The organism is Geovibrio thiophilus (assembly GCF_004087915.1).
Taxonomy (GTDB): domain Bacteria; phylum Chrysiogenota; class Deferribacteres; order Deferribacterales; family Geovibrionaceae; genus Geovibrio; species Geovibrio thiophilus.
On sequence record NZ_CP035108.1, the window covers coordinates 637978 to 652447 of the forward strand.

Sequence of the window (14470 nt, forward strand, 5' to 3'; positions counted from 1 at the left end):
AAGGAAATTTTCCCTCCCCTCCTTAACACACATGCTTGGCCGGTCGCTTCCCCAATGCGGCCGGCATTTTTTATGTGTTAATCTCCGTAATGTTCCGCACTTTATGTAATCCTCTGAAAAACATGGTACTATTGTTATTTATAAGAGGTGCGGGGATGCGCGGGAAGTTTTTTGCTATTTTCATTTTTTTCATCATGATGATGCCGGTATTAATTACAGGCTGCGGCTCAGGACCGGGTTCTTCGGACGGCGGGGAATCGGTCTACTCCATGCTGCCGGAACCGGAAACAGGGAACACAGCCTCCCTCAGCTCCTCAGGTTTGTTTAACATTACTCAGACAAGCCTGCTCAGCGGGCAGATAGGCGGTTCGCCTTTGTCGGACTATGCCTCCTACGCAGCCAGAGACAACATGGCGGGGTGGGCATTCGGGCTGGACAGGGATGCTCTGGAAGCAACTCTGGGTGAAAGCGTCGCCAGCGGATACGAAAACAGCATTGCGGAATTTATTGATGAAATATTCACTCACCCTTCGGTAACTGCAAAGCTGCATGCGGCAGTCGAAAACTTCCCGCTGTTCAGCGGGGTAAACGACATAGCTTCTCTGAGCACCCTGCATTCAGTCAGGCTTAAGTCCGTCTCCGTTGCCGACGGGGTTTATACGGAAAGCGGGGCTCAGAAATCTGTCATTACCCTCAATTTTATCCTTCCATTTGAGCTGACATCGCAGAATCCGGATCTTTCCGCCTGCTCTGACGCAATAACGGAGATTGAGACAAACGATAACCTCAGCGAGTTTATCAGCCCCGTAAACACGGAATGGAGCTATGAAATAAGCGCCAGTCTCGTTTTCTTTGCGGATGATTTAAGCGGTCAGCATGATGAAGCGCTTCTCACCAAAAACAGCGATATTCTCGGCGAGGAAGAGGAGGCTGCCGCCGCTCGCAACTTCGGACAGATCATATGGTTTCTGGAGAACCTGAACAGTCACCAGATTCCCTCATATGACGCTATGTTCGTGTTCAGCGCCTCAAATAGCCTTATTTCATCGACTCTCGGCAAAATCCACGGAACAGCGAAAGGAAATGAAGATGTGGGCTGCCTCATGGCGGTTGACGCACTCATGCCCGAGGCGGCGCTTATCATTCCCAACATAACTGATGAGAGTTATCTCGACACGGATTACGAATATTACACGCATACATATAACGATGATCTTGACGGCGTTACGGACGGAGATGAGCACGGCGCCGCCTGCCTCCACGATAAGGACGGAAAAATAGTGATAATCGACGGTGAATCCTCCTGCGCCACAGCCACAGGGACATATGACTTATCCGACAATCTGTCCGCTGCGGGAAGCTCTGTGCTTTCCGGCATGACAGCAGAAAGAAGCGTACGTACGCCCTATCAGAAGATTGTGCAGGGCGCTGAGCATTCCCATGATGACGTATCGGTCAGATCCACTTCCGGCATATGCAACAAAAGCCCGTGGAGCCATCTCCGGACCCCCAGATTCGGCAGAGGGATAAGGCTCGCCGTGAGCGAATGGGCAGTACACGGACAGGTGGCGGATCACTGGAATATTCATTGGTATCAGAGACCCGGCAGCGCTCTTGCCCAGTCCGCTATAAGCGATGCCGCCTATCTGATCAAGCTTATCGCGCAGGATACCCTTGTGGGGGGCTCATGGTGGGGGTTTGCCTTCGCCTCTGCGGGGCAGGCTTATAAATATGCCTCAAAGTTCAACATTTCCGTTGCGGGGCATAAAATGGGCGGCGATACCAACAGCCGCATAGGGGATCTGATAGTTGCGCTGATCCGTTACGGAACAATGGCTTCAAGCGTGAAGCAGTATCTCACGTCCATAGGCATCTCCGAGACGGTGGACGGTATAGCCCAGATGATTCAGACTCAGGCAACGGGATGGCAGGACTACTACAGCGGCTCGCACAAGGTATGCGGCTATCAGTTTAATTAAGGCAAAGCATAGCATAAGGCTGTTCATCGCTTGCAAAGTCTTTTTTAAGAAAAAGCGTACGCTCTTGCAAAAACTCTCTTTTCCCCCTCCTTTGTAAAAAGAGGGGGTTTTCATTTTAACAGCAATAACTTCCCCATCTGTTAAGGGTGGATTGATGTGGATTTGCATGTACGGCTTAACTATTTTATGTACCTTTGAATAGTGCCCATCAATTCTTCGATGACGGCGTCGGGATGGTCTTCCTTGATGGCGGAGGAGACGCAGCTTTTCAGATGCTTTTCCAGCACCATGAGAGTGACCTTGTCAAGCCCGCCCCGCACGGCGGAGATCTGGTTCACTATGTCTATACAGTATGAACCGTCCTCCACCATGCGGATGATGCCGCCTATCTGTCCCTGAATTTTTTTCAGTCTGTCCAGCGTATCGGCGTGTTTCAAGATTTTACCTCATAGCCTTCGTCCGTTATGGTTTCCTTAATGTCATCAAGGCTTACCTTTGCTCCGTCAAACTCTACCTCAACGGATTTCGCCGCAAGATCAACCTTAACGGACGCCACGCCCGCAACCCCGCCGAGGGCTTTTTCCACTGCCATTTTGCAGTGACCGCACTTCATTCCGTCAACTTTAAGTTCCGCTTTTTCCATTACTGCACTCTCCTTAAGTATTTGTCAGGGTTCCACCTCTTGAGCCTCAGCGCGTTCAGCACCACGGAAACGGAGCTGAACGACATCGCCGCTCCCGCTATGATCGGGCTCAAATAGCCCATGGCAGCGAGGGGGATTCCCAGTATGTTATATATAAGCGCCCAGAACAGGCTGAGTTTTATGTTGTTCATTGCGCTGCGGCTTATTTTCAGCGCAACCGCGAGCTCCTTCATCGTGCCCTTGAGCAGTGTCACGCCCGCTGTCTCTATGGCGACATCCGTACCCGTGCCCATTGCTATGCCCACATCAGCCAGAGCGAGAGAGGGGGCGTCATTTATGCCGTCACCGACCATCACAACGCTTCTGCCGTCCGACTTGAGCCTTTCTATTACATCCTTTTTGCCGTCGGGCAGGACTCCGGCTATGACATTTTTTATTCCTGCCTCATGCGCCACCGCTTCCGCCGCCTTCTGCGTGTCTCCGGTGAGCATGAATACCTCAATACCGAGCCTTTCCGCATATTCCACAAGGGCTTTCGCGCCGGTTTTTATTTTGTCCGAAACGGCGATCAGTCCCGCCGCCTGTCCGTCTACTGCCACATAAACAAGCGTACGCCCGAGAGCTTCGAGCTCTTCCGCGCGTTTGTCGAGGGATGAGAAGTCCGCATCAGTGAGCCTTCTGCTCCCCACGGCAACCGTTCTGCCGCTGACCGTCGCCTTTATTCCCTTGCCTGCGTCAGTTACCGCGTTTTCCGCCTGCGGGAGCTCAAGCTCCGCCGCCGCTTCTATGACAGCCTTAGCCAGCGGATGCTCCGACAGCTTTTCCGCTGCCGCCGCAAATTTCAGCATATCGTCCCTGCTGAATCCGGGCGATGTTTCAGTCTCCCTCACCGCAGGCTTGCCTTCGGTCACCGTGCCTGTTTTGTCAAGCACAAGAGTGTCTGCGTGACTGAGCTTTTCCAGATGCTCTCCGCCCTTGAACAGCACTCCGAAGGAGGCTGCTCTGCCTGTAGCCGTCATCACCGAAGTGGGAGTGGCGAGCCCCAGAGCGCAGGGGCAGGAGATCACTATAACGCTGGTGAATATGATGATAGCCTTGGTGAAGCCAGCTCCGAGTATGAAAAACCAGAGAGTGAACGCCATGAGCGCAAAGATGATAACCAGCGGCACGAAGTATGAGGATATGACATCCGCCATGCGCTGAATCGGCGCCTTGATTGCCTGAGCGTCCTCCACCATACGGATTATCCTGCTGAGGAGAGTATCAGCGCCCACACGGGTTACCCTGACGAGGAGTGTTCCTCCGCCGTTCACCGTTCCCCCGGTTACCTCTGCGCCTGACTCTTTCAGAACGGGAAGGCTTTCCCCCGTGACCATGGATTCGTCTATGTATGAGGAGCCGGAGATTATCTCTCCGTCCAGAGGGATCTTTGTCCCGGGTTTAATCACGAGTGTTTCGCCGATCATAACAGATTCGACTCCTACCTCAGCCTCTTTTCCGTCATGAATAACCACGGCAGTCTTTGCGCCGAGCTCCATAAGGCTCCTGAGCGCATCCGCAGTGCGTGATTTGGCTATGGATTCCAGATACTTGCCGAGGAGGACGAGGGTGATCAGCATGGCTGATGCCTCAAAATACAGATGCCCGTCAAAGAACATGCTCACCACGCTGTAGAGGTACGCGGTTGTGGTGCCCATGGCTACAAGAACATCCATGTTGGTTGAACCGTGTTTCAGATTTGCGTAAGCGCCCTTATAGAATCGCCACCCGCCCACGAACTGAACGAACGAGGCAAGAACAAACTGCACCCACTTATTCATGAATATCAGCGGAAACATATTGAGCTCAAAAACATGGTCGAACATGGCGAGGCTCATGGGGAGAGTGAAGATGACTGAGAGGATCAGTATAATTTTTGTTTGCTTTTCCGCCTCAGCAGTGTCGCCCGCCTCTTTGGAGGCTCCGAAGCCTATGTCCTCAATGAGGCGGATTATGTCCCCTTCATTGAGAATGTCTCTGTCGTAAGCAACACGCCCCTTGGCTGTGCTGAGGTTTATGGCAACTTCGGATATGCCTTTCTGTTTAGAGAGTTTTCTTTCTATTCTTGATGAGCACGCAGAGCATGTCATTCCGGTAATGTTGAGCTTTACACTTTCTTCTTTCATACATATACCCCGTAAGGGTATAGTACGCCGATTACATTACAGATCAAGGGGAAACTTGCTGAAAAATAAAATCAGGAGTTCAGGCGCTTGATTTCGGCGGCTTTGTGTCCGGCTTCTTTCAGAACCGCTTCAAAATCCGCCAGAGTGAACGGTTTTTTGAGAAAACCGAAAATACCCAGATTCTCAGCCCGTTTTTCATAGTCCGGAACATCATATGCGGACATAACCACCACTACAAGCTCAGGGTTGTGCGCCTTCATTCCGGCTATCATCTCGAATCCGGTCATTTCAGGCATCCATAAGTCTGTAATTACTATATCCACGGAGGTTTTACCGAAAATATCCAGACCGTTTCTGCCGTTATCCGCAAGCACAATCTGCCCGAAAAGATTCCGCAGAATACTTTCCATGGCTCTTCTTGCGTAGCTGTCATCCTCCACAAAAAGGGCTGACAGGATTTTCAAATCATTCAGTTCCGACATTGCAATTCTCTCTCAATAAAATAAAAAATTAGGAAGCGCCAAGTTTCCCGATCATAAGTATAGCTTTTCATCCATATCTTTCAACCTTTCACAGAGAGAATTAATAATTCTTAATGAAAGTCTGTGGTTTAATCCTATGAGCTCGCTGAAGGCATCGGGCTCGATTCTGAATATGACTGAATCCGTCCCTGCAACTGCCGTGGCGGTTCTGGGGGTTCCCAGAAGGTTTGCCATCTCTCCGAGTATGTCACCCTCTCTTACTGTTCCCACAGGTTTTTCGATACCTTCCAGATATATGTCCACGCTGCCTTTGTATACGTAATAAACCTCACGGGAGGTATCTCCCTGTCTGAAAAGCTCTCTGCCCTGCGGATAAAAGTCTGAGTAGCGTTTCATTACGGATGAGTTATGCCCGAAGAAAAAACGCTCAAATATGTTGCGCTTCTCTTCCTTATGAACGCTGAAAACCTTGTTTATCACAAGAATGTCCGTTCTGTCGCAGACGTATGTAAATTCGGCGCAGATGAAAAATACCTGACAGACCACATAAACCCAGAGAAGAAGAGCTATGAGTGCGCCTATGACACCGTAAAGGATGTTCATTTTTGCCATTCCGGTCATGAAGCCGAAGGCGAATTTCAACACAAAAAGAAGAAAGGCGAACAGAAGAGCTCCGCTTAAAGCCGCCGGGGTGGACGGACGGCGAACGGGAAGATACCTGTAGCAAACGAAAGCGCCCGCAAAAGCTGCAATAACGGGGAGAATAAACCCCAGCCCTCCGAGACGTCCGATGATTTCGGCGCCGGCTCCTGCCTGCATCAGCATTCCGCTGATGAAACCGAGGACAAGCCTCAGCCCCGCAAAAAAAGTAACCAAGAGGAACACGGCGGGGATTATGACTATGGAAATGAATGCGGTTATTATGAAATTTCTGCTTTTAGGGGAGGGGAATATAACATCGAACGCCCTCTGGACGGACGCTAGGATCAGTCTTGATGTCCAGAGGAGGTTCAGCGCGCCGAATATGCCCACGGCTCCAGCGACACTGCCGCTGAGTCCGAACCGGGCAAGAAACTCCCTGTCGAGGTTAGGGCTGAAACTGCCGAGTATGCGGAAAAAATCCTCCGAAAACGCCGCGTGACTGTCCAGAAAGGATTCAAAAATAGTAAGCATCAGGAGTATGATGGGGATGATTGACAAAAGAAAGTAATAAGCCACGGCGCCGGCGTGGTTGGTGAGCTCGTTCTCCATGTAGCGGCTGCATGCGATATAAAACTTCTGGATAAACGGTGTGCGGTTTTTCATATGTATGGCTCCGCGGCGGCGGGAAGAATCAGACAACCTTAACATGCCAAGGCTCAAAACGAACGCCGTAGGGATTTTTCCTGTCGTAGCGTATGCGCATGTAGCCTTCTTCCATCAGTCGTGAGTATTCTCTGGTGGTGGCGAACCTGTCCGTAAAGTTGAAGTGTCCCCAGCCCTTTATGCCCACGTCAAAGTCGCCTGTGCCGTGGTATGAGTAGCCTATGGGCGCTATGGAGCGGGATGCCATGGAAAGGTTCCCTTTTGTTTCAACAACTTTGGCAAGGAAAAGTCCCGCCTGCTTGACGATGCTCCTCACACCGGAGGTGAGTATGAGCGTTTTCATGTCCGCGGTGATTTTGGCGTAGGTGGCTTCCGCCTTGCCCTTATATATGAAGTGTCCTGTTCCGGGCATTTTGAGCACGTGTTTATCTTTTACCTCTTCATAGAGGCTGTTAAAAATCCTGTCCCCGTAGAAGCCGTAAACAGAGGCGCCGCGGCGGAAGAATTCCTCCATGAAGTTTTTCTCCTGCGGGGTGAACTCCGCCAGAGATCCCCTGAGACTCATGGTGGAGAGAGCGTCACGGTAGGAAAGCACATTGAAGTTGCCGAAGCCGACAAATTTCATCAGTTCCCGCAGCTTGACGTTGCAGCTCCGGATGAGGGCAAACTCCGCATGTGAGGCTATGACATCATCCTTGAAGCTGTGATTAAATTCTTTTATTTTCTTGAAATACTCGCTGTTATAAAGCTTCTGTCCGTCCTCAATGCGGCATACGGCGGAAGCGGGGTCTTTTTTTTCATCGGGAAAAGGGAATACGAAGCCCAGAGCATCCTGTGCGCTTAAAAGGCAGGAGGCTGCGGGAATAGCGGCTGCAAATTTCAGAAAAGTTCTTCTGTTCACGGTAAAGCACCATGTTAATTATTCTGCGGAGCAGTAAGCGTCAAATCCGTTACGTTCGGCATAGGCGAAAATATCAAAGCCCTCAGGGGCGCATCCGCTGAAGTCACAGGCGGCGGCGAAGCTTTCCCATCCGTTTCGGACTTCGGAGGCGTCCTTCTCCGTCAGGATACCGTTTTCACAAATATCCGCGAAAACCAGTTCCGCCTCTCCGAAGCCGCCTTCAACAGAGGCAGCCCGGGAGCTTCCGGAATATGTGAGCAGCGTTGTCTCCGTTCCGTTTTCGGAAGCGTACAGGAATGAGCCGGAAGCGCTGTCAAGAGCGGCAAAAGGCTCTTTTTCACCTATAATGTAAACGTAAAATATGTATCTGTTTTTATCGGTTTTGTTGTCTGAGACATTATCGCCTATATCCACTCTAACATGATCCGACCTTACACTGAGGAAAAGATCGCATCCGGAGAGCATAAACATAAACAAAAAAATGACCGTAAACTGTTTCATAGCCCACTATACAGCATTAAGGCGGAATTTGAAAGAAATTAGGGATAAAAAATATTGGAAATAAAAGAGGGAACCGTGCCGGAACTCCCTCTCTGTTTGTCGGCAAAGTAGTTTTGTTTCGCTGCCCGCCTGAAGCGGACTGTGCCGCTTCTTTTGTATCAGTAATTTATGCCTGCTGCCTGAACGCTTTCCGGATCATGGCTGTGGCAGGGAGTCACACCGTATGTCATGTCGCAGTTGGGGCATTTTGCCTCATAGGTTTCCATGGAGAAGCTTTCCTCACAGTTGGAGCAGTGGATAACCATGGGCATAGACATGGGCATTGCGCTGTAGCCCATATTTCTGAGCTTATTGACTACCTGTTTTCCGTTTTCAAATGTTCCTGAACATCCTTGGTGCATAATTATTACCTCTCATTTAATAGCAGCAAACCGTACGTCCTGTCGGTTTGCTGTACACGCTCGCGGGTGGGTAAACCACCCTTCGCTCCGCACGGCGCAACTCCTTCCTTGGAGTTGTGGGATTCTTCGTGTCTCCTGAAACAGTATGTGTCACTGCGAGCTTCAGCGAAGCAGTCTCTCAATATTTTGTGACTGCCGCGTCACGTTGCTTCCCGCAGTTCAGAGCGGAACGTACTTAACCTTTCTTTGTTTTGAAAGAATACATCCATTGCGTTATAATTAACTTGACGGAGATCAAAAGCCGCAAAAAAATCTTTATCGTTTTAATTTTATGTATTATAGTGCTTTTGTTAGGAAATATTGACAAACATCATTAGATTATTATTTTTATAACGGTTATAAGATTATTTTCCATGGAGGTAAGCATTGAAAAAATTGCTTCCGCTTTATATCAACAGGCTTAGTCCCTGTTACAGCCGTGATCATCTCGGCAACCACGGCTGCTATGCCAGAAACGATATACCCAGATTCCTTCACCTTACGGCTCTCGGCAGGTTTGATGAGGCGTTTTATGTGCTTAAGGAGACAAACCCATTCAGCTCCGGCTGCGGAAGGTTCTGTGACCACCCATGCGAGACAGCCTGTAACCGCACTAAGTTTGATCAGCCTGTGGACATAAAGGCTCTTGAGCGTTTTGTGTCCGATGCCGGTTATGAAAAGGGTCTCAATCCTGTTATGACCGGAGAGCCGAAAGATAAAAAAATCGCCATAGTCGGCTCCGGTCCCGCAGGGCTCTCATCAGCTTATTTCCTTGCCCGCTGCGGCTACAGAGTGGAAGTCTTCGAGAAGCATGAGGTTGCGGGCGGTCTCCTCACCGAAGGCATACCCGCCTACCGCTACCCCCGTGAGGTTTTTGAGAAGGAGCTCGCCTTCATAAAGGAGACGGGCGTTACAATACATACATGCGCGAATATAAACAAGGAAAGCTTCAAGGACTTGGCAGGAAACTATGACGCGGTCATAGTCGCCACCGGAGCCCATAAACCCGGCGAACTGGGTATAGAGGGTGAACAGCTTGAAGGTGTTGAAAACGGCATCGCATTCCTGAAAAAGGTAAATCTCGGACAGCTTGATAAGCTCGGCATAAAAAAAGGCGAGAAGATAGGCGTAATCGGCGGCGGCTACACGGCGATGGACGTTGTGCGCTGCGCGGTGCGTCTGGGTGCGGAGCCCACAATGGTTTACAGGCGTACATCAGCCGAAATGACCGCTCACCACGGCGAAGTTGAGGAAACCAAACAAGAGGGCGTAAAGTTTAAATTCCTCCGAAGTCCTCTTAAAATAGAGAAGGCGGATGACGCTCTCAGGCTCACCGTGCAGAAGATGAAGCTCGGTCCCGTGGACGAGAGCGGACGCTCCAAGCCCGTCGCCGTCTACGGTGAGACGGAGACTTATCACTTCGACCGCATAGTTCTTGCCATAGGCGACAAGCCGGATCTCTTCTTCGTGGGCGAGAAGTTTACTGTGGATTTCCCCCGGATGATATGCCGTGATCTGTCAGAGGACGCGCAGAGCAAAATTTTCATCACAGGTGACGCCGCCATGGGCGCAACTGATAATACCGGAATGGTAGTCCGTGTTGTGGGGCTCGCTCAGGATACGGTGAAAAGCGTGCGTGAGTACCTCGGCGAAACGGTTGAAACGGATAAAGACAGAAAAACAGCCTTTTATAATACACTCAACATCAAATACTTTGAGAAGAGCGGCAGACTCATAGAGGAAACGCTGCCCATTGAAAAGAGGATCGGCAATTTTGAGGAGATAGTGAAAACCGTGGACGCTGACCTTGCTCAGCTCATGGCCGGCAGGTGCTTCAACTGCGGAATCTGCATTCAGTGCGACTGGTGCTGGCATTATTCGGACGGCAGCCTGATCAAGCTCGACAGGGAATGGACACCTGAGAAGGACGCTTTCTATTATGAATTTCTCACTGAGAAGGTATCAGACGCCACCTTTAAAAGTGTGGAAGCCTGTCCCAGAGCGGCGCTGAGCATATCGTCCGCAGGCAGCTCCGCAGAAAACCTCCGTGAGGAGCAGTACATAACCAAAAACGAACTCGAAGGGAGAAACTGATATGATAAGTGACGGACTTTCCCGTTCGGGAAATTTGAGCGTATTTGAGTTCTCCGGCGGAGAAGAGGGGATCGCAAGCGGTGCCTGCGGTCTTCTCGGTGTCGTGGGGGATTTCAGCCTCGGCGCTGTGCTCAAAGCGGCAAGATGCCTCCAGTACAGGGGGCGTGCCGGAGCGGGCGTAACCCTCAAGGGGCTTTATAAGGACACTAACTTCTACAATTTTCACATAATGTTCCGCAGCAAGGACAAGATAAGCGAGCTTGAAAACGTTATCGGAAGCTGGGGTGTGCGCATTCTGGATAAGTTCAACATGGTGCAGAAGAAATATTATTACGACTACGACCTGCCCATAATCATGCACTACTCCGTCGTACCTCCTTCCGTGGACGAAATGATGTACAGGGAAAAGATGAATGATGAGGCGCTGTATATGGTGAAGATGGTGAGCCGCTTCAACACGGCGTTCAAGGACGATGCCCGCATCTTCTCAAGCTCCAAATACAACGGAACCTTCCTCACCGCCTTTGAGCTTCAGGACACCATAGATATTTACAACCTCCACCAGTTTGAGGAGCATTACTACGAGGCATGCCTGATCCACCTCCGCTGGCCCACCAGCAAAGGGCAGGGGCTTTGGTGGGGACCGCAGCCGATCTCACTCGGCGAGGTTGCCGGAGCGCACAACGGGCACCTTTCAAGCGATGTTTCCAATGCGAGAGCCTTGGAACAGCTCGGCATCCATCTCCATGTGGGTACGGATTCGGAGGCGTTGTTTCTCCAGACTGAATATCTGCTTAAAAAAGGCTATTCTCTCAAGGAGATAGAATGGATAATCTGCCGCAAGTTCCCGCAGGAGCTGGCGAACATGAACACTGAGGATCTTGCCCGTTATAAGGAGATTCTGAATAATCCCGTTCTGGAAAGAATGAAGATTTCAGGTCCCGCCACGGGGATAATTCTTGTGGGCGACGTGATGGTCGGTCTCACCGACAGGGATCACCTCCGCTCATTCAGCATAGGGATAAACGACAAGGTGGCTCTCATGGGGAGCGAGCAGAGGGCTGTAATCAGCGCCGCTTACTTCATGAATGAGGAACTCACAATGAGCGACCCCGAAGCCGGCAGAGTAGTCGGCTTTGAGGTTAAGGACAGGAAGGTTAAACGCCTTGACTACGGGTGGAAGAACAATGCTTGAATATAAAAAAGAGATAGTCGTAAAACGGTCAATAAGATACACGGAACCCACTGACACGGGGATATTCGCTCAGGGCGCCAAGTACTGGGTGAAGGTCACTGACGATGCCGAGGAGCCCGGCAGGGGCTGCGTACACTGCGCAACCTGCGTGGAATCCTGTACCCATAACCTCACCAAACCCGAATCTGGCATGGGAGTCTTCAGCATGGAGACTCGTTATCTCGATGCTGACGGCAGTCGTGTGGAGCCGGAGGAGAAGGACAGGGCGGCTTTTCTGGAGAAGATACTCTGGATCAACCCTGATGAGTGCTGCAACTGCAAAAGATGCGTGAAAATGTGCCCCCAGAGGGCGATCAAGGTTACGCACAATCCCGACTATCAGGAGGTCGGCGTAACCCTTTCCGGCTCGGAGGTTATCAACAACATAATCAGCCGTGCCGCGGGGAAATCAACCGTATCCAGCGCGCATCTTGGCAAATATCCTTCCAAAATGGATCAGGACTGGCTGATAGACGCGGCGGAGATCCTCTCTCCTCAGCGTGACCACCTCCATGAGTTTGCGGGGCAGATGCGTAAGATGACTCTCGGTAAGAGGGGCGCCCGCTTCGTTTGCGATACGCCTATATTCGATGTTCACCAGAGCTACGGCTCAAACAGCCATGAGGCGATACTCGCCAGAATGACGGCGAGCATCAAGCTTGGCAGACCCTTTTTTACAGGGGAGGGATATATCCACCCTGATATGATGCCCGCAGCCAAGCACTGCATATTGCAGTTCGGCTCAGGGGGCTACGGTCCGTGGCTTGAGCTTGACAAATTCGCCGGAATCTCCATGAAATACGGTCAGGACGCCAAAAAAGGCAAGGGCGGCAGGCTTCAGGATAAGAAAAACGATTACGAAATAGCGCTGCTCCGCTGTGTGGAGGCATTGCGCCACCTCACTGCGCCGAACCCCCAGCACCTCCAGTATTCCATTGAGGAACTCCCTATGAGGGTGGAATCACTCCGCATGCTTCTCGGGGATGATAAGCTGATCGGCGCCGATGTTTACGGCACAGCTTGGAACTTTCCCGAAATAGCAGTGGCAATCGCAAAGGCGGGCTTTGACTACATAACAATAAAGGCGGGGGACGGCTCCACAGGGGCGGCACACTCCGTTGACCTGAAAAACCGTGGACTGAACGTAGTTTATCTTACCCATGCGGCTGATCTCGCTCTGCGCAGGGAGGGCTTAAGAGAGGATATATCCGTGATAGCCGAAGGCGGCGTGATGGACAGCTTCCACGCTTTTCTAGTTATGCTCGCCGGAGCGGACTTCGTGGGGATGGGTATGCGCCACCTTCATGTGCTCGGCTGCACCCTTTGTCAGAGATGCCACACCGGTCAGTGCGCATGGGGAATAACATCCCGCCCCTACGGTCACAGAATAGACCCCGAAACCGCCGGTGACAGCATAGTGAAGATGGTTCACAGCTTCCATGAGGATATGGAAGGGCTCTCCGCAGGGCTCGGCATGAGCACCCACTCGGACGTTGTCGGTTCACGCCGCTTCCGCTACCACGGCAGCGATCCTCTTCTGTTTGACACCTTCGGGCAGAAGGATTTTCCTAAACAGGTGCAGACAATAATAATGAAGGAGAGCAGAAGCAAGGTCTTTATCCCCGAAAAAGAAGCCTCGGAGGGACTCAGGGATAAGTTTGAGGCGGTTCTCTCCAAAATCGAAGGCGACAGCCTCACAATTGACATAGGTTTTGACCAGATAGAAAGTCTCGAACTTAACTTCATGATGAAGGAGGCTGTGCGCAGAGGCGTGAAAAAGTTCTTCCTTGACAACGTCATGGGGCAGAGAGTCATAGGCACGGGCATTAAGTGCGATGAAATAACCGTACGGGGGCTTGTGGGGAACCACTCCTTCGCCTTCGTGAACGGAACAAAGATAAACGTAATTCCCAACCACTCCACAGTTACTACCGTTCCCGCCAACGCTCAGGTGGGCGTGGCTAACACGGCAAATCCCGGCGAAATAAACATAGCCGGAGACGTGAGTGACCTTTTTGCCGCTTACTCGGTAAGCGGAACTTACAGAGTCGCCAAAAGCGGCGGCGTTCGCAATCTTCTCCTGATGAAGGCGGGTGTGCCGGAAGAGTGGAGGAATATAGACACGGAAAGGTTTGAGAATGCTCCGAAGGACGAAATTCTCCGTGAGCTTATAATGAAATACCAACGGAGAAGGGCGGTGAGAAGCAGAATGAAGTGGTCTGACTTCGTGAAGCTCGCCGAAGCCAAGCTGAAAAAACGTAAGCCTCCGGTTGTGGTTTACGGTCTCGGCGGTGAAAGACGCATGGGCGACTACTTCATGGAGTACGCTCAGGGCGGAATAGGCGTTGTGCTGAACGTGGCGGATATAGCAAACCCCATCGGCTACTATGTGTGCAGCGGAATGACCGCAGGCTCGGCTTACATCAGGGGCGAAATCCTCCCTGAACAGCTCGGAGCGGGCGTTCGCAGGCTGGATTATCTTACGCCGGAGGATCGGAGCTTCCTCAAAAAGCAGATAGAGGAGTTCATCGCCCGCTTCATAGATGTGGATATAGACGAAAAATACAACGCCCAGCTTAAAACCTTTGCGGAGACCTACGCAAAAGACCCTGAGAGGATATTCTCAGGCTTCTGCAAAATTATTCCGAAGGCCGCTCCGGCTCACAATAACGAATAATAACAGTAACGCCGTCCCTGATATGTCGTGGGGCGGCGTTTTTCATAAC

General features: G+C 51.2%; 12 protein-coding genes. 4 read left to right on the forward strand and 8 right to left on the reverse strand.

Going from position 1 to position 14470, the window contains the following annotated elements:
* The first annotated feature begins 155 nt into the window (after positions 1-155).
* On the forward strand, positions 156-1979 hold the full coding sequence (locus tag EP073_RS03085; RefSeq protein WP_128465705.1) for a hypothetical protein: 1824 nt from the start codon (positions 156-158) through the stop codon (positions 1977-1979).
* Between the two features lie 179 nt (positions 1980-2158).
* On the opposite strand, the gene EP073_RS03090 is transcribed toward EP073_RS03085, so the two are convergent.
* The 8 genes from EP073_RS03090 to EP073_RS03125 form a co-directional block, all read right to left on the reverse strand.
* Positions 2159-2416, reverse strand: coding sequence for a metal-sensitive transcriptional regulator (locus tag EP073_RS03090; protein ID WP_241654040.1), 258 nt, complete (start codon positions 2414-2416; stop codon positions 2159-2161).
* The gene (gene copZ / locus EP073_RS03095; RefSeq protein WP_128465707.1) at positions 2413-2622 is read right to left on the reverse strand and encodes a copper chaperone CopZ; all 210 of its coding nucleotides are present in this window, start codon (positions 2620-2622) and stop codon (positions 2413-2415) included. Before copZ ends, EP073_RS03090 begins: the two co-directional genes overlap by 4 nt.
* Entirely contained in the window at positions 2622-4787 is a 2166-nt protein-coding gene (locus tag EP073_RS03100) for a heavy metal translocating P-type ATPase (RefSeq protein WP_128465708.1), read from the reverse strand. Before EP073_RS03100 ends, copZ begins: the two co-directional genes overlap by 1 nt.
* A 71-nt stretch (positions 4788-4858) precedes the next feature.
* Positions 4859-5269 carry a response regulator transcription factor gene (locus EP073_RS03105; RefSeq protein WP_128465709.1) on the reverse strand — a complete coding sequence of 137 codons (411 nt, stop codon included), beginning with the start codon at positions 5267-5269 and terminating at the stop codon, positions 4859-4861.
* A gap of 51 nt (positions 5270-5320) precedes the next feature.
* Positions 5321-6574, reverse strand: a complete 1254-nt coding sequence (locus EP073_RS03110; RefSeq protein WP_164885253.1) for a YhjD/YihY/BrkB family envelope integrity protein — start codon at positions 6572-6574, stop codon at positions 5321-5323.
* Between the two features lie 28 nt (positions 6575-6602).
* Positions 6603-7475 (reverse strand): M15 family metallopeptidase, encoded by an 873-nt coding sequence (locus tag EP073_RS03115; RefSeq protein WP_128465711.1) that lies wholly within the window; start codon positions 7473-7475, stop codon positions 6603-6605.
* 18 nt (positions 7476-7493) lie between these two features.
* Complete coding sequence (locus EP073_RS03120; RefSeq protein ID WP_128465712.1) at positions 7494-7976, reverse strand: hypothetical protein; 483 nt, start codon at positions 7974-7976, stop codon at positions 7494-7496.
* Positions 7977-8134: 158 nt separating this feature from the next.
* Positions 8135-8377, reverse strand: a complete 243-nt coding sequence (locus EP073_RS03125) for a hypothetical protein (RefSeq protein ID WP_128465713.1) — start codon at positions 8375-8377, stop codon at positions 8135-8137.
* 426 nt (positions 8378-8803) lie between these two features.
* Here EP073_RS03125 and EP073_RS03130 point away from each other — a divergent pair, with 426 nt between their 5' ends.
* The 3 genes from EP073_RS03130 to EP073_RS03140 are packed head-to-tail and all read left to right on the forward strand — an operon-like array spanning position 8804 to position 14421.
* Positions 8804-10510 carry an FAD-dependent oxidoreductase gene (locus EP073_RS03130; protein WP_128465714.1) on the forward strand — a complete coding sequence of 569 codons (1707 nt, stop codon included), beginning with the start codon at positions 8804-8806 and terminating at the stop codon, positions 10508-10510.
* A gap of 1 nt (position 10511) precedes the next feature.
* The gene (locus tag EP073_RS03135) at positions 10512-11705 is read left to right on the forward strand and encodes a class II glutamine amidotransferase domain-containing protein (RefSeq protein ID WP_128465715.1); all 1194 of its coding nucleotides are present in this window, start codon (positions 10512-10514) and stop codon (positions 11703-11705) included.
* On the forward strand, positions 11698-14421 hold the full coding sequence (locus tag EP073_RS03140) for a glutamate synthase-related protein (protein ID WP_128465716.1): 2724 nt from the start codon (positions 11698-11700) through the stop codon (positions 14419-14421). The genes EP073_RS03135 and EP073_RS03140 overlap by 8 nt, the downstream gene beginning before the upstream one ends.
* The last annotated feature ends 49 nt before the right edge of the window (positions 14422-14470 follow it).